At 73.4% G+C, this 14239-nt stretch carries 15 protein-coding genes and 1 pseudogene; 8 read left to right on the top strand and 8 right to left on the bottom strand.

Annotation, left to right across the window (positions count from 1 at the left end; genetic code table 11):
* Window positions 1-20 precede the first annotated feature (20 nt).
* On the top strand, window positions 21-902 hold the full coding sequence (locus Athai_RS30735; protein ID WP_203964717.1) for an alpha/beta fold hydrolase: 882 nt from the start codon (window positions 21-23) through the stop codon (window positions 900-902).
* Between the two features lie 104 nt (window positions 903-1006).
* On the opposite strand, the gene Athai_RS30730 is transcribed toward Athai_RS30735, so the two are convergent.
* Entirely contained in the window at window positions 1007-1852 is an 846-nt protein-coding gene (locus Athai_RS30730; protein ID WP_338028167.1) for a helix-turn-helix transcriptional regulator, read from the bottom strand.
* Between the two features lie 256 nt (window positions 1853-2108).
* Here Athai_RS30730 and Athai_RS30725 point away from each other — a divergent pair, with 256 nt between their 5' ends.
* Window positions 2109-3047, top strand: coding sequence for an SDR family oxidoreductase (locus Athai_RS30725; protein WP_203964716.1), 939 nt, complete (start codon window positions 2109-2111; stop codon window positions 3045-3047).
* Here Athai_RS30725 and Athai_RS30720 read toward each other — a convergent pair.
* The gene (locus tag Athai_RS30720; protein WP_203964715.1) at window positions 2960-3835 is read right to left on the bottom strand and encodes a CPBP family intramembrane glutamic endopeptidase; all 876 of its coding nucleotides are present in this window, start codon (window positions 3833-3835) and stop codon (window positions 2960-2962) included. The genes Athai_RS30725 and Athai_RS30720 overlap by 88 nt on opposite strands.
* Window positions 3836-3957: 122 nt before the next feature.
* A complete protein-coding gene (locus Athai_RS30715) occupies window positions 3958-4380 on the bottom strand; it encodes a VOC family protein (protein ID WP_203964714.1) in 423 nt (140 codons plus the stop codon).
* 105 nt (window positions 4381-4485) lie between these two features.
* Here Athai_RS30715 and Athai_RS30710 point away from each other — a divergent pair, with 105 nt between their 5' ends.
* The gene (locus Athai_RS30710) at window positions 4486-5181 is read left to right on the top strand and encodes an MBL fold metallo-hydrolase (RefSeq protein WP_203964713.1); all 696 of its coding nucleotides are present in this window, start codon (window positions 4486-4488) and stop codon (window positions 5179-5181) included.
* Between the two features lie 60 nt (window positions 5182-5241).
* On the opposite strand, the gene Athai_RS34985 is transcribed toward Athai_RS30710, so the two are convergent.
* From Athai_RS34985 to Athai_RS30695, 3 genes are all read right to left on the bottom strand, one after another.
* Window positions 5242-7095, bottom strand: a complete 1854-nt coding sequence (locus Athai_RS34985) for a serine hydrolase domain-containing protein (protein WP_203964712.1) — start codon at window positions 7093-7095, stop codon at window positions 5242-5244.
* Window positions 7096-7243: 148 nt separating this feature from the next.
* Entirely contained in the window at window positions 7244-8038 is a 795-nt protein-coding gene (locus Athai_RS30700) for a hypothetical protein (RefSeq protein ID WP_203964711.1), read from the bottom strand.
* On the bottom strand, window positions 8031-8537 hold the full coding sequence (locus Athai_RS30695; protein WP_203964710.1) for a SigE family RNA polymerase sigma factor: 507 nt from the start codon (window positions 8535-8537) through the stop codon (window positions 8031-8033). Before Athai_RS30695 ends, Athai_RS30700 begins: the two co-directional genes overlap by 8 nt.
* Window positions 8538-8803: 266 nt before the next feature.
* Here Athai_RS30695 and Athai_RS30690 point away from each other — a divergent pair, with 266 nt between their 5' ends.
* The 5 genes and pseudogenes from Athai_RS30690 (at window position 8804) to Athai_RS30670 (ending at window position 12525) form a co-directional block, all read left to right on the top strand.
* Window positions 8804-9514 carry a DUF969 domain-containing protein gene (locus Athai_RS30690; RefSeq protein WP_203964709.1) on the top strand — a complete coding sequence of 237 codons (711 nt, stop codon included), beginning with the start codon at window positions 8804-8806 and terminating at the stop codon, window positions 9512-9514.
* Window positions 9436-10428, top strand: a pseudogene (locus tag Athai_RS35425) (DUF979 domain-containing protein); the annotation flags it as partial. The gene Athai_RS30690 and the pseudogene Athai_RS35425, both read left to right, overlap by 79 nt.
* Before the next feature lie 70 nt (window positions 10429-10498).
* Window positions 10499-11125: a pyroglutamyl-peptidase I gene (gene pcp / locus Athai_RS30680; RefSeq protein ID WP_203964708.1), complete on the top strand. Its 627-nt coding sequence runs from the start codon at window positions 10499-10501 to the stop codon at window positions 11123-11125.
* 105 nt (window positions 11126-11230) lie between these two features.
* Complete coding sequence (locus Athai_RS30675; RefSeq protein ID WP_203964707.1) at window positions 11231-12274, top strand: DUF2891 family protein; 1044 nt, start codon at window positions 11231-11233, stop codon at window positions 12272-12274.
* Window positions 12271-12525 carry a Smr/MutS family protein gene (locus Athai_RS30670; protein ID WP_203964706.1) on the top strand — a complete coding sequence of 85 codons (255 nt, stop codon included), beginning with the start codon at window positions 12271-12273 and terminating at the stop codon, window positions 12523-12525. The genes Athai_RS30675 and Athai_RS30670 overlap by 4 nt, the downstream gene beginning before the upstream one ends.
* 14 nt (window positions 12526-12539) lie before the next feature.
* Here Athai_RS30670 and Athai_RS30665 read toward each other — a convergent pair whose 3' ends face one another.
* Together Athai_RS30665 and Athai_RS30660 are read right to left on the bottom strand one after the other, a co-directional pair.
* The gene (locus Athai_RS30665; protein WP_203964705.1) at window positions 12540-13430 is read right to left on the bottom strand and encodes a class I SAM-dependent methyltransferase; all 891 of its coding nucleotides are present in this window, start codon (window positions 13428-13430) and stop codon (window positions 12540-12542) included.
* Window positions 13431-13468: 38 nt separating this feature from the next.
* Window positions 13469-14170 carry a DUF6624 domain-containing protein gene (locus Athai_RS30660; RefSeq protein ID WP_203964704.1) on the bottom strand — a complete coding sequence of 234 codons (702 nt, stop codon included), beginning with the start codon at window positions 14168-14170 and terminating at the stop codon, window positions 13469-13471.
* Window positions 14171-14239 lie beyond the last annotated feature (69 nt).

Raw genomic sequence — 14239 nt, 5'->3', positions numbered from 1 at the left:
GGCTCGTACCATCCGCCGGCATGGACATCGTCACCCACGAGCTTCCCGGTGCGGACGGTGAGACGATCCGCGTCGAGCAGGCCGGTGCGCCGGACGGGAAGCCGGTGCTCGTGCACCCCGGCAGTCCCGGTTCGCGCCGGCTGTTCCGGCCGGACGCGGAGCTGGCGCAGCGGTACGGGCTGCGGCTGCTCAGCTACGACCGCCCGGGATACCGGGGCCGGCCACGCCGCGCGGGTCGGCGGATCGCCGACGCGGTCGCCGATGTCCGGGGCATCGCCGCCGCACTGCGGATCGAACGGCTCGGCGTGTGGGGGTTCTCCGGCGGCGGCTCGTACGCGCTGGCCTGCGCCACGATGCTGCCCGAGCTGGTGACCGGCGCGGCGGTGTTCGCCGGCTTCGCGCCGTACGGGGCGCCGGGGCTGGACTTCCGCGCGGGCATGGCCCCGGAGCATGCCCACGAGGTCGACCTGTTCTTCACCGACCGGGACACCGCCCGCGAGCACTGGCGGCGGGACGCGGACCGGCTGCTCGCCACCCTCGGCAGCCCGGACGGGTGGCTGGCGCGCTGGGGCGACGCCGCCGGTACCGACGAGGCGCGGAGCGAGGAGGTGGCCAGCCACCTGGCCGCGGTCATGCAGGACTCGCTGGGCGACGGCGACGACGCCTGGTGGGACGACTGGGTGGCGAACCTGACGCCCTGGGGCTGCGACCCGACCACGATCCGGGTACCGGTCCGGCTCTGGCACGGCGTCCACGACCGGGCCGTTCCCATCGCCCACGGCCGCTGGCTCGCCGCCCACGTACCCGGCATCGTGGCACACCTCGTGGAGTCCGAAGACCACACCGACGTCGAGCACGACAACCGGGAAGCGGCCTACTCCTGGCTCTCCGGGCTGGCCTGAGCCGCGCGGCCGTCGCCGCCGGTACGTGCAGGAGCCACCGGCTGGCACCCGGGGTGCCGGCGGCCGGCGACGCGGCACTGGCTCTCCCACCCGCGGTCGGACCGTCATTGCCCGCCGAGCAGCTGCGGTCCGAGGACGGAGAGCAGTTGCAGCTTGTGGTGGCTCTCGCTGCCGGGTACCGCGGTGTACACGAGCAGCGCGTGGGCCTGGCCCGGGTCGAGCAGCGTCTGGCAGGTCAGCTCCAGCGCACCCAGCTCGGGGTGCACGAAGTGCTTGACCTCGCGGGGGCGCAGGCCGACCTCGTGGTCGTCCCACACCCGGCGGAACTCGTCGCTGCGGGCGCGCAGCAGGCCCGCGAGCTGGGCGGCGCGGGAGTCCGGGCCCCGCAGCGTGGCCACCTCGCGCAGGCCGGACACCCACAGCCGGGTCAGGAACGGGTGGTCCTCCGGGGCGTACCGCCGTCGGGTGTCCGGGTCGGTGAACCACCGGTAGCCGATGCTGCGGGCCGGCCCCTGGTAGCGGGTGAGGTCGCCGGTGAGTGCGACGCCGGGTGGGGTCTGCCGGAGGGTCTCGCCGAGTTCGGTGACGATCTCCGCGGGGGTGTCGTACAGGCGGTCGAGGATGCGCAGCATTCCGGGGCTGATGTGGTCGCCGGCCGCACCGCGGGTGGGTGGCGGGTGCCCGGCGAGCCGGAACAGGTGGTCGCGCTCGTCGAGGGACAGGTGGAGTCCCTGCGCGATGCCGGCGATCAGCTGCTCGGACGGGTGCGGCCCGCGTTGCCGTTCGAGCCGGGCGTAGTAGTCGGTCGACAGGTGGCACAGCGCGGCGACCTCCTCGCGGCGCAGCCCGCTGGTACGGCGGCGTTGCCCGCGCGGCAGGCCGACGTCCTCGGGTTGCAGCGCCTCACGCCGGCGGCGGAGGAACTCCGCCAGCCCGCTCCGGTCGATCACGACGCGTGTACCCCCTCACCGTTGCCTCCTTTCTAGCGTCCGCGCGGGCGCGCAGCCACGGTTCGGTGATCCCCCCTTGTCGAGATGCCCGCCGCTGTCCTCCGTCCGGGAGGCGTCCGGCCGTGCCGGCGCGGTGGTAGCGGGATCCGGGCTTCGCGACCGGTGCCGGTCGGATGGGGGGATCGTGAAGTCCTGGCAGACCCGGTCGGTTTCCTCGATCGTGGAAGCAACGACACCACGACCGGGAGCGAGCCGCATGCCCAGGACAATCGAGATCAGCGTCCCCGACCTGACCGGTAAGCGCGCGCTGGTGACCGGCGCCAGCGACGGGATGGGGTTGCGAATCGCCGCTCGGCTGGCCCGGGCGGGCGCCCAGGTGATCATGCCGGTCCGCAACCAGCGGAAGGGCGAGACCGCGGTCGACACGATCCGGCGGTCGGTACCGGGCGCGGACGTGTCGCTGCGCGAGCTGGACCTGTCCTCGCTCGCCTCGGTGGCGGCCCTCGGCACGACTCTGGTCGAGGAGGGCCGGCCGCTGCACGTCCTGATCAACAACGCCGGCGTGATGACCCCGCCGGACCGGCGGACCACCGCGGACGGGTTCGAACTCCAGTTCGGGACGAACCATCTGGGCCACGTCGCGCTCGTCGCCCAGCTGCTGCCGCTCCTGCGGGCCGGGCGGGCGCGGGTGACCGCACAGATCAGCGTCGCCGCGAAGCGCGGCGCGATCAACTGGGACGACCTGAACTGGGAACGCTCGTACGACGGGATGGCGGCCTACCGGCAGTCGAAGATCGCGTTCGGGCTGTTCGGCCTGGAGCTGGACCGCCGCAGCCAGCGGTACGGCTGGGGCATCACCAGCAACCTGTCCCACCCGGGGGTGGCGCCGACGAACCTGCTCGCGGCCCGCCCGGAACTCGGCCGCGACCAGCAGTCGGCCGGGCGGCGGATGATCGTCGCCCTCTCCCGCCTCGGCCTGATGGGTACCGTCGACAGCGCGGGGCTGCCCGCCGTCCACGCCGCGACCGCTCCGGATGCCAGGCGCGGCGGGTTCTACGGGCCGCGGGGGCCCGGGCACCTGGGCGGTGCTCCCGGGCCGCAGAAGCTCTACCCGCGCCTGCGGGGCGCCGCCGAAGCCGAACGCGTCTGGGCGGTCTCCGAAGAACTGACCAGGGTCGCCTTCCCCACGGCCTGACCGCTGGCCGGCACCGGCCGCCGGCGGTACCAGGCGAGTGCGGCGAGCGCGGCGATCGCCAGGCACAGCACGGTTTCCAGGGCCGCACCGCCGGTACCGACGGTCGGCATCACCGCGTCGGTGAAGTTCCAGGCGGCGTGCAGCAGGATGGCAGCCCAGACGCCGCCACGCAGGTGCTCGGAGACGAACAGCGCCAGGTACGTGACCGGGTAGATCATCACGAAGAACAGCGCCCCCCGGGCGGTGAACAGCCCCATCGCGTGCTGGCCGGTGCCGGTGAGCAGGAACAGCGGGACGTGCCACAGTCCCCAGGCGGTACCGAGCAGCGCGACGGTGCCGGTGCGGCCATGGTGGTCGCGCAGCCGCGGCTGGGCGTAGCCGCGCCAGCCGAACTCCTCCGACAGCGGCCCGGACACCAGCGTGTACGCCAGCGCGCCCAGCGGCCCGCCGACGCCGGCCACCACGGCACCGGCATGCTGGGCCAGCTGCGGCAGGTTGCCGGCGTGCAGGATGACGGCCGCCAGCAGCGGCGCCGCGGCACCCAGCAGCAGTGCCGCGAGCGGCCATAACCCGGGCCGGACGCCGGACGGGCGGCGGCGCCGGCCGCCGGCCAGCCACAGCACCAGTGCGGCGAGCGACGGCCCGCTCGCGGCCAGCGCGAACACCAGCTGGGCGGCGCCGTGGTCGACGTCCGCCCGTAGTACCGCGAGGGCCAGCCACGGCACCCACGACAGCAGCAGGCACAGCATCCCGAACGGCGCCAGTCGCCGCAGACTCGTTCGCACCATCGTCGATCCCCTCGCGTCGGCTACGGGATCACGATGCTGTGTGCGGCGGGCCGGAACCATGGCGGCATCCCGACAGTCGGGCCGGGGGCGTACCCCAGCGCCGGCCCGGGTGGTACCCCGGGCTACCCGGCGGAGTCCTCGGTACCGATGTCGACCATCCAGGAGATGCCGAACCGGTCGACGCAGGCGCCGAACTCGTCGCCCCACGGCTGCTTCGCCATCGGTACCGTGACGGTGCCGCCGGCGGACAGCCTCTCCCAGTAGGAGCGCAGGTTGGCGGCGTCGTCGGCAGGGCCGGAGATGCTGACCGAGATGTTCTGCCCGGGCCGGTACTCCATCCCGGGCGGGGTGTCGGAGGCCATCAGCAGGAACCCGGCCGGCGTGCTGAGCTGGGCGTGCATCACCTTTTCCGCCGCCGGCCCGGTGTCGCCCATGTCGCCGAACGTGCTGACGGTCAGCTCGCCACCGAGCGCGTCCCGGTAGAACTCCATCGCCTCGCGCGCGTTGCCGTCGAAGCTGACGTACGGGTTGAGATTCGAGGTCATCGCGAGAACTCCCTCGCTGTCGGGTGACGTCTCAGCGCCGATCCTGCCAGCACGGTCCGAGCCCGCGCGCCGAATCGGCCCGATCGCGGGCGCTATCGTCGCCGCATGTGGCTGACGGTGGTGGGGTGCGCCGGTTCGGCGCCCTCGGCCGATTCAGGGTGCTCGTGCTATCTCGTCGAGGCGGCCGGGTATCGGCTGGTGCTGGACACCGGTTCCGGTTCGGCCGGACCGCTGCAGCGCTACGTCGCGCCCGCGGACATCGATCTGGTCCTGCTGTCGCACGCCCACTCGGATCACTGGGCCGACCTGACCCAGCTGTGGTACCTGCGGGAACGCTCGGGTGGTCGGCCGCTCGCGGTGGTCGGACCGAGCGATCTGCCCGGCTTCGTGTACGCCGGCGACGAGACGCTGCACGCTCGCCGCGCGTCCGCCGAGGCGTTCACCGCCGGCCCGCTGACCGTCCGGCAGGCCGCGGTACGGCACGGCGAGTGCTGGGCGACCCGGATCGGCGATGCGTTGTGCTACACCGCGGACAGCGCACCGTGCCCGGCGCTGGACGAGCTGGCGGCCGGCTGCCGGGTGCTGCTCGCCGAGGCCAGCGGGTCCGATGTGGACGGACCGCTGCGGGGCCACCTGACCGCCGGTGAGGCCGGCCGGCTGGCCCGGCGATCCGGTGCCGCGCTGCTCGTCCTCACCCACCTGCGGGCCTGGCAGGACGCGCCGGTGCTGCTCGCCGAGGCCGCCGCGATCGCCGGCTGCCCGGTCGTGCTCGCCGCCCCGGGGCTGCGCGTCGCCCTGTGACCTGCCCCGGGACGCGCCGGCGGCCGGGGCGGGGTCTCCGACTCGGGCCGGGCGTCACGCTCAGCTCAGCGTCAGGTTGTACACCGCGGCGACGGCGGTGAACGCGACCGCGGCCAGCGCGACGACGGTGTAGCCGATCCGCCCCGGCACCCGCCACCAGCGGCGTACCCAGGCCAGTACGGCGCCGACCAGCAGCACGCCGGCGAACACGGTGCCGAGCCGGAAGACCACCGGCGCGGCGTGCAGCGTCGCGGAGTCGTTCTGCAGGACGTGTTCGTTGACGGTGGCGCCGTCGGACAGGAAGATCCCGAGCAGCACCACGCCCACCAGCGGCAGTACCGCGCCGGCCCAGCCGGCCAGCCGGGCCACCGTCGGCAGGATGCCCTCGCGCCGCTGCACCAGCGCCGCCACCGGCCACACCACTGCCGCGTACAGCAACACCAGGATCGCCACCACCAGGGTCTCCAGGTGCAGCATCGGCGCCTGGTACCAGGCGAGCCGCTGGTAGGCCATCGTCGGGTTCTCGGAGTCGAACAGCGCGTCACCGCGGAACGCGAGGCGCGCGTAGCCGCCCTGCTCGGCGAACAGCCCGTGCCCGAGCGGGATCCAGCGGATCTCGCCGTGGTGCGCGTCGGTGGACAGGCCCGTGGTGGTCAGCTCGGTTCCGGTCGCCTGGACCGTCACGCCGGACGTCAGCTGGGTCACCTTCGTCAGGTCGTCGTGGTTGTAGCGGGTGGTGCGGTAGCTGCCGGCGTACCGGGACAGGTCGCCGTCGTCGGCGCGGTGCGGCGTGGCCGGGTGCCTGTCCGGGTGCAGCGCGTCGACGATGCGGTCGACCAGCGCGCGCCGGTCGTCGTCGGCCGCGCCGTCCACACCGTCCCCGTTGTAGGCGACGTAGACGCCGATGTCGTCGTCCGGCAGCAGTGCCAGGTAGTCGTGGTAGCCCGGTACGTCGCCGTCCTTGCTGATCACCCGCACCCCGTGCCGCGGATGCTCCTCGTAGACCAGGCCCATCCCGGGCAGCCGCGGATCCTGCGTGAAGTGCCGCCGCAGCAACGGATTGCCCGGCTTCAGCTGGTCGATCAGGTACCGGCCCAGGTCGGTCGGCGGAGCCGTGACGTTCGGCCCGGCCGGGGTACCCGGGCCGCGCCGGCCGCCGGTCGCGACGGTGCCGTCGGAGCGGTACCCGGTCGCGATCGTGCCGTCCGAGCGGTACCGCGGGGCGAGGTCGCGACCGTTGTCCAGGCTGGTGTGCCGCATGCCCAGCGGGGTCAGCACGTGGTCCCGCACGTACCGCTGGTACGACTCGCCGGAGACCCGCTGCACGACGTACCCGGCGAGCACCACCCCGTAGTTGTCGTACGAGGCGAGCGTGCCCGGCGGCCGCACCCGGCGCGGCTGGTGCGTCGCGAGCCAGTGCCCGAGCTTCGCCGGCGGCACCGTGGTGGGCGTGCCGAGCCCGAGCACCTCGTCCTCGAACCCGGAGGTGTGCGTCAGCAGGTTGCGCAGCCGGATCGGCCGTCCCGGGTAGCGGTCCGGGATCCGGAAGTCCAGGTAGGAGTTGACATCCGCGTCCAGGTCGAGTTTCCCGGCGTCCACCAGCTGCTGCACCGCGGTCGCGGTGAACAGCTTGGTCACCGACCCGAGGTAGAAGCTGGTGTGGCCGGGATCGACCGGGGTCCGCCGGCCGGTGTCGGCGACGCCGTAGCCCTTCGCGTACACCTGCTTCCCGCCGGCCACCACGACCACCGCGGCGCCCGGGATGTGGTCCCTGGCCAGCTGCGCGGTGAGGACCCGGTCCGCGGTGTGCGCGACGGTCGCGGTGGTGTCGTCGGCGTGCGCGGGTGCCGCGACGCACAGGCACACGGCCACCGCCGCGACGGTACCGCCGAGCGCGGTCAGGATCGCCTTCATACCCACCGACGCTAGGTGCGCGGCCATTCCGGACACAGCCGGCGATCCCGCCTGTCGCCGGTGGGGCCAACCCCACCGGCGTACGGGTGCCTGCCTCCGGACCCGCCGGGTCACCGACCGGCGGGTGCCTGCCACCGGACCCGCCGGGTCACCGACCCCCGTTCGGGCCGGCGTCGAGCAGTTCGATGGCGCCACGGCAGCCCCACAGGGGCGTCCCGTGGGCCCGGTTCGGCACCTCGACCGTGGCGGCGCCGAGGGTGAACCGGAACCGGTCCGGGGTCACCCGGTCGGCCACTGGGCAGCTGGCATCGGCGTTGCCGCGCAACGAGATCGACAGCCCGACCGGGTCGTCGGCGCTGCTCGCCGGCATCGTCACCGAGTCCAGCTGCCGGCTGACCGGCCCGCGCAGCGGCACCGGTCCGCCGTTGGCGTCCAGCGCGGTCAGCGTGATGGTGCCGGCCACCCGGCAGGGCAGGTCGGCCCTGTCGTACAGGGTGATGCCGCCGATCAGCGTCGGCCCGCCGCCCTGCGGTGGCTGCACGACGGCGAAGTAGCTGGCCAGATCGGCGCTGGTGCAGCGCGCCGGCCCGGCCGGCTCCGTTCGCGGCCCGCTCGTCGGGGACCCACCGGACGGCGACGGGTCGCCGGTCGTCGGCGCCGTGCCGGTACTGGCCGATGGGCCGCCACTCGCCGGCCGGGTGGCGCTGGCGCTCGCGGACGTCGTGCTCCGCGCGCCGGTCGGCGGCGGTGGCCCCGGTCGTACCGTGCCGGCGAGCGCGCCGCCGAAGGCCAGCACCACGACTGCCGCCGCGGCCGAGCCGACCGCGTACCGCCGGTGCCGGCGACGGCGGACCCGGTCGGCGACCCGGCCGAACAGGTCCGGTACGGGATCCGGCCGGTGCGCGATCGCGCGCAGCGCGCGGGTCAGTTCCGGCTCACTCATCGGTGCCCCTTCCGACCAGTTCCCGGACCAGGCGGTTGGTCCGCAGCCGGGACAACGCCTTCGACGTCTGGCTCTTGACCGTGCCGATCGAACAGCCCAGCAGGTCGGCGACCGCCGCCTCCGGCAGGTCCTCGTAGTAGCGCAGCACCACGACCAGGCGTTGCCGTGGTGGCAGCGTCGGCAGCAGCCGCTCCAGGGTGACGCGCAGATCGGTGTCCTCGGCCGGCGCGGCGGACTCGGGGACCACGGCGTGCGGCTGCTCGTTCCGCCAGCGGCGGCGACCGGCGGTGCGGCTGGTGTTGACGAGCACCCGGCGCACGTACGGGTGCGGGTCCCCGGACGCGCTCACCCGCGCCCAGTGCGGCCACACCCGGGCCAGCGCCGTCTGTACCAGGTCCTCGGCGCGCTGCCAGTCGCCGACCAGCAGCCGGGCCAGCCCGAGCAGGTGTTCCTGCCGCGCCGCGACGTAGTCCCGGAACCCGTCCGGCTCTTCGCGCATTCCACCTCCTCGACATGCCCCTGCCCTACTCCACCACCTGGCCGCGGGGCGAGGTTGCCTGCGGTCGCCGCCATCTTTCCGGCGGTGCCGCGGCGTGCCGGCCGGCGGTGGCGCGGGGTGCTGGCCGGCGGTGGCGCGGCGTCACCATCCCGGTGCTCGTCGTCAGCCTCGGCCACCCGACGTCGGTTCCTCTTGTGCGGCGGGCGCATGCCTCCATAGGGTGCGAATCACCGGATACGCGGATGGGTCGGGAGACGGAGGCCGCGATGCTGGTGTTGATCGGTGTCCTGCTCGTCGTGCTCGGGTTCGCGTTACGGCTCAACCCGCTCGTGGTAGTGACCGTGGCGGGCATCGTGACCGGTCTGCTCGGCGGGTTGTCGCCGCTGAAGATCCTGGACGCGTTCGGCAACGGGTTCGCCGGCAGCCGCTCGGTAACGCTGTTCATCATCGTGCTGCCGGTGATCGGCCTGATCGAACGGTTCGGCCTGCAGGAACAGGCGCGCCGGCTGATCGCGAAGCTGGGCGTGCTGACCACCGGCCGGCTGCTCACCCTGTACCAGCTGATCCGGCAGGTCACGGCGGCGCTGGGGCTCAACTCCATCGGCGGCCCGGCACAGGCGGTACGGCCGCTGATCTACCCGATGGCCGAGGGCGCGGCGGCCCGCCGGTACGGGTCGGTGCCGCCGACGATGGCCGAGAAGATCAAGGGGTACGCCGCGAGCGCGGACACCGTCGGCGTCTTCTTCGGCGAGGACATCTTCGTCGCGATCGGCTCGATCCTGCTGATCACCGGCTTCGTCGACAGCACGTACGGGCTGAAGCTCGACGCGCTGCACGTGGCCCTGTGGGCGATCCCGACGGCGATCTGCGCGTTCGTCATCCACGGCGCGCGGCTGCTGTGGCTGGACCGGCAACTCGACCGGATGGCGCGCGAACTGGCGCCGAAACAGGCCGACGCGGAGGTGCCGCAGCCGTGATCAAGGTCGAGTGGTTCTACTGGCTGTGCGGGCTGGTCTTCGTCGGCGTGGCCGCGCTGACCGCACGCGACCGCAGCAACCCGAAACGGTACGGCAGCGCCGCGTTCTGGGGGCTGCTCGGACTGTCCTTCGGGTACGGCACGTTCGTGGTGCACAAGACCGCCCCGGCCTGGCCGCTCGGCGTCGGCGTGCTGGTGATGGCGGCGCTGGTCGGCACCCGGCAGCTGTCCCGCGGTACGGCCGGCGGGCCGGACGAGGCGCGGCGCAGGGCCGGCGCGGACCGGTTCGGCAACCTGCTGTTCGTCCCCGCCCTGGTGGTACCGGCGGTCGCGGTGCTGTTCGCGGCGGTACTGGTGAAGGTACGGATCGGTGCGACCCCGCTGCTGGAGACCGGCTCGGAGACGCTGATCGGGCTCGGCGTCGCGGCGATCGTCGCGGTCGCGGTGGGCCTGGTGATGCTGCGCCCGACGACCGCGGACGGTGGGCTGCTCACCCCGATGCGGGAGGGTCGCCGGCTGCTGGAGGCGATCGGCTGGGCCGCGGTGCTACCGCAGATGCTCGCCACCCTGGGCCAGCTGTTCACCGCCGCCGGCGTCGGTACCGCGGTCGGCAAGGTGACCAACCACGTGCTCCCGCACGGCTCGCTGATCGGCGGTGTCGTGGTGTACTGCCTCGGCATGGCGCTGTTCACCATCATCATGGGCAACGCCTTCGCGGCGTTCCCGATCATGACCGCGGCGATCGGCTGGCCGATCCTGATCCAGCAGTTCCACGGCAACCCGGCCGCGGTGTTCGCGATCGGGATGCTGGCCGGCTTCTGCGGTACGTTGTGCACGCCGATGGCCGCGAACTTCAACCTGGTCCCGGCCGCCCTGCTGGAGATGCGCAGCAAGTACGGCCCGATCAAGGCGCAGATCCCGACCGCGGTGCCGCTGTTGCTGTGCAACATGGCCCTGATGTACCTGTTCGCCTTCGGGTGGTCAAATGAGCGTGCGTGTCCTGGTGACGGGGTTCGAGCCGTTCGGCGGGTCGGCGCTCAACCCGTCCTGGGCTGCGGCGTCCACCATGGATGGTGTCGACGCGGTGGAGCTGCCGTGCACGTTCGGTGGCTCGATTCCCGCGCTGCGCGCCGCGATCCGGCGGTACGAGCCGGAGCTGGTGCTGTGCACCGGACTCGCCGGTGGCCGCACCGGGCTGTCGGTCGAGCGGGTGGCGATCAACGTCGACGACGCGCGCATCGCGGACAACGCCGGTGCGCAACCGATCGACGAGCCGATCGTGCCGGGCGGGCCGGCGGCGTACTTCTCGTCCCTGCCGATCAAGGCCTGTGTCGCCGCGCTGCGCGAAGCCGGCATCCCGGCGGCCGTGTCGCAGACCGCCGGTACGTTCGTCTGCAACCACGTCTTCTACGGCCTGGCGCACCTGATCGCCACCGAGTTCGCCGGGCTGCGCGGCGGTTTCGTGCACGTGCCGTACGCGCCGGAGCAGGTCACCGACGCCGCGGCGCCGAGCATGCCGGTCGCGGACATCGCCCGCGGCCTCGGCGTCGTGGTCGACACCGCCCTCTCCCGCACGGTGGACCTCGTGGTTTCCGGCGGGGCCGAACGGTGACATCGCCCGGGGTCGCGGCTGGTGGTCGGGGCGGGGCCCGGCACGCCCGGCGCCCGGCCGAACAGACACCGCCGCAGGCGGCGATGGTCGCGCGGCGGTGCGTCGATGACCGACCGGCTGGCGACGCTCGCCCGGATGCTGGCGGCGACGGCGATGCACAACATCCGCACCGAGTTCCCGTACGCGAGCGGCCACGTCACGGCCGGCCCGGACGACGCCTGGCGGCCCCGTCGGCTGCACCCGGCGTTCGGCGGTGCGTACGACTGGCACTCCTGCGTGCACATGCACTGGCTGCTGATCCGGCTGTGCACCGACTATCCACAGTGGATAGACGTGGACGCGGTGCGGGCCGCACTCGATGAGACGCTGACCCCGGCGGCGATCCGTACCGAGGCCGACTACCTGGGGTCGCACCCGGAGTTCGAACGGCCGTACGGCTGGGCCTGGGCGTACCTGCTGGCCGCCGTCGCCGACCGGTGCCCCGCCGGGGCGCGCTGGTCGGCCGCGCTCGCTCCGCTCGCCGACACGGTGTCGTCGCTCGCGCTCGGCTGGCTCGACCGCACCCCGGCGCCGGTCCGGCACGGCACCCACGGCAACACCGCGTTCGCGCTGTCACTGCTGCTGGACGGCGCGCTCGCGCGCGGCGACGACGCGCTCGCCGACCGCGTCCGGGACCGCGCGATCGGCTGGTACCGCGGCGATCGCGACTACCCGATCGGCTGGGAGCCCAGCGGCCAGGACTTCCTGTCCGCCGGCCTGTGCGAAGCCGACCTGCTGCGCCGGGTGCTACCCGCCGGCGAGTTCCCGGCCTGGCTCACCCATTTCCTGCCGCCGGCGCCCCCGGCTCGAAACGAGCCGCTCGGGCTGCGCCCGGTCGTCCCGCTCGACCCCGGCGACGGCCAGCAGTCCCACCTGTACGGGCTGGGACTGTCGCGCGCCTGGCAACTGCGCGCGCTCGCCGCCGCGCTGCCGGCGGGCGACCCGCGGGCGGCGTCGTTTCGTACCCTCGCCGAGGCCGAGACGCAACGCTGCATCGGCGCGCTGCGCGACGACAGCTTCCTCACCGCACACTGGCTCGCCAGCTTCGCCTATCTCGCGCTGTCCGACGATCCGGGTACGGTGGGATCGGAGCAGAAGGGGACGCGATGAAGCTGAAGCTCGACCTGCACGACATCTACAACCGCGGTCACGACATCGATCGCGCCCTCAACGACATCATCCAGGAAGCGCTGGCGAAGAAAGCCACCCTGGTGGAGATCATCCCCGGCAAGGGTTCCGGCCAGCTCAAGAAGCGGGTGCTGCGGTTCCTCGACCGCCGCGACATCAAGCAGCTCTACCACCGGGTCGAAAAGGACTCCCGCAACTTCGGCCGCCTCTTCGTCCACTTCCGGCACAAGTAGCCCGGCGGTGCCCGTCAGTCGGCGGGTAGCTGCAGGTGCAGGAGCACGATCGACGGCACGTCCAGGGCCAGCGCCGCGGCCTCCGGGATCTGGTCGAGCAGCTCCCAGCCGACTTCGGTCGGCATCGGCGGCCGAGGTGAGGGCCGCTCGGGCCGGTCGGCGCGGTGCGGCTCGGCGCAGTGCCGGAGCTGGAAGCCGTGCGCGAGCGCCACGGTGAGATAGGCACTCAGCGGCCGGTGGTACTCGACGAGGATCGTGGGCCGGCCGTCCGGTCCCGGGGCGCGTGGCAGGGTGGGACGCAGGTACGACAGCAGTTGGTGCAGGTCCGAGACGACCAGGTGCCCGCCGGGTCGCAGTACCCGCGCGAACTCGGCGAAGACCGGGCCGAGGTCCGGGACGTGGCACAGCGCCAGCCCGCACACCACCAGGTCCACCGAGCCGGCGTCCAGTGGCAGTGCGTCGAGCATGCCGCGGCGCAGGTCCAGCTCGGGCAGCTTCGTCGCGGCAACCGCGAGCATCCGGGCGTTCGCGTCCACCCCGATGACACGGTGGCCGAGCCCGGCGAGGTACCCGGCGTGCCGGCCGGTGCCGCAGGCCGCGTCGAGGGCGGTACCGACGGGCAGCCCCGCGACGATGTCGCGGACCAGCGGCTGTTCGAGTTCGATCATCGAGTTCGGGCCGTCGTAGTGTGCCGCCCACCCGTCGTAGACCTCGTCGGTGCTGATCCCGTCAGGGGCCGCGTCCAGGTCGTCGGCGTCCCGCAGCGCCGGATCAGCGAGCAGCTCACGGATCTCGGCCAGCCGGGCCTCGACGAACGCCCGGTCGCCGGTGCCGTCCCGGATGCCGCGCAGCAGCGCGACACCTTCCACTCCGAGCAGGTACCCCAGACGACTCAGATAGGTCACCGCCGAAAGCTAGTGACCCGAACAGATCCCGACAACCGCTATTCGGGCCCCCGACCACGCCGTGCCGGCGTGGTCGGCCACGGTTCGGCGCGGCCCGGGCCGGCTGGGTCGAGGGTGCTGCCCAACTGGCGGCGACGGATGTCGCTGGCCAGGGGCGGCAGGCCGATCCGGGAGCGCTCGCGATCGATGTCGGCGACCTGCACGGGTCGGCGGAACTCCGGGCGGCCGTCCTCGATCCGGTAGTCGGAGGTGAGGACGGCGTAGACCGGCGGCAGCCCGTCGAGCCCTCGGAGGCTGTCGACGGTGGCGGCGAGTTGCCGTGGTTGCGCGTCGCCGGACCGCACCGCCCGCGCCAGCAGCGGGATGCAGGCTCGGCAGAACGCCAGGTTCTCGGGTGTGCCCAGCGACGGGACGCCGGAGCTGGCGTGTTGCAGGACGAGCCAGGCGGCGTCCGCGCCGTCCGTGTCGACCAGGCTGCGGCCGGGCCAGCCGTGCGCGGCGACGATCCGGCGGAGCCGCGCCGTGTTGGTGTGCACCACCTCGACGACCTGTCGTACCAGGGGTGGCGCCGACTCGATCGGTGACCACTCCAGCAGGCCGAACGGCCAGGGCGTCGTCGCGACGATCCCGGTCGCCACGAACCGCGCCCGATGCTCGTCGGCGTGCGCGTAGAACGCCGTCACCGCCGCGGTGTCCGCCTCGAACATCGCCGTCAGCTCGGCGCGTAACCGGTCGTCCATGCGGCTCCCTCGGGGTGTGGCCGGCGCGTCCTCCCGCGTGGCACGTCCGGCCCTCTCGGGGCGACCGGG

Origin of the sequence: Actinocatenispora thailandica (genome assembly GCF_016865425.1) — a bacterium.
In the GTDB taxonomy this organism is placed as follows: Bacteria; Actinomycetota; Actinomycetes; order Mycobacteriales; family Micromonosporaceae; genus Actinocatenispora; species Actinocatenispora thailandica.
Note: the sequence above shows the minus strand (reverse complement) of the source record. Positions and strands in the feature narration are given on the sequence as shown.

What these genes read in the sequence shown, in the direction of transcription:
- Athai_RS30735 (WP_203964717.1), top strand. Translation starts at nt 21, where the DNA reads ATGGACATCGTCACCCACGAGCTTCCCGGTGCGGACGGTGAGACGATC.
- Athai_RS30725 (WP_203964716.1), top strand. Translation starts at nt 2,109, where the DNA reads ATGCCCAGGACAATCGAGATCAGCGTCCCCGACCTGACCGGTAAGCGC.
- Athai_RS30720 (WP_203964715.1), bottom strand. Translation starts at nt 3,835, where the DNA reads ATGGTGCGAACGAGTCTGCGGCGACTGGCGCCGTTCGGGATGCTGTGC.
- Athai_RS30715 (WP_203964714.1), bottom strand. Translation starts at nt 4,380, where the DNA reads ATGACCTCGAATCTCAACCCGTACGTCAGCTTCGACGGCAACGCGCGC.
- Athai_RS30710 (WP_203964713.1), top strand. Translation starts at nt 4,486, where the DNA reads ATGTGGCTGACGGTGGTGGGGTGCGCCGGTTCGGCGCCCTCGGCCGAT.
- Athai_RS34985 (WP_203964712.1), bottom strand. Translation starts at nt 7,095, where the DNA reads ATGAAGGCGATCCTGACCGCGCTCGGCGGTACCGTCGCGGCGGTGGCC.
- Athai_RS30700 (WP_203964711.1), bottom strand. Translation starts at nt 8,038, where the DNA reads ATGAGTGAGCCGGAACTGACCCGCGCGCTGCGCGCGATCGCGCACCGG.
- Athai_RS30695 (WP_203964710.1), bottom strand. Translation starts at nt 8,537, where the DNA reads ATGCGCGAAGAGCCGGACGGGTTCCGGGACTACGTCGCGGCGCGGCAG.
- Athai_RS30690 (WP_203964709.1), top strand. Translation starts at nt 8,804, where the DNA reads ATGCTGGTGTTGATCGGTGTCCTGCTCGTCGTGCTCGGGTTCGCGTTA.
- pcp (WP_203964708.1), top strand. Translation starts at nt 10,499, where the DNA reads ATGAGCGTGCGTGTCCTGGTGACGGGGTTCGAGCCGTTCGGCGGGTCG.
- Athai_RS30675 (WP_203964707.1), top strand. Translation starts at nt 11,231, where the DNA reads ATGACCGACCGGCTGGCGACGCTCGCCCGGATGCTGGCGGCGACGGCG.
- Athai_RS30670 (WP_203964706.1), top strand. Translation starts at nt 12,271, where the DNA reads ATGAAGCTGAAGCTCGACCTGCACGACATCTACAACCGCGGTCACGAC.
- Athai_RS30660 (WP_203964704.1), bottom strand. Translation starts at nt 14,170, where the DNA reads ATGGACGACCGGTTACGCGCCGAGCTGACGGCGATGTTCGAGGCGGAC.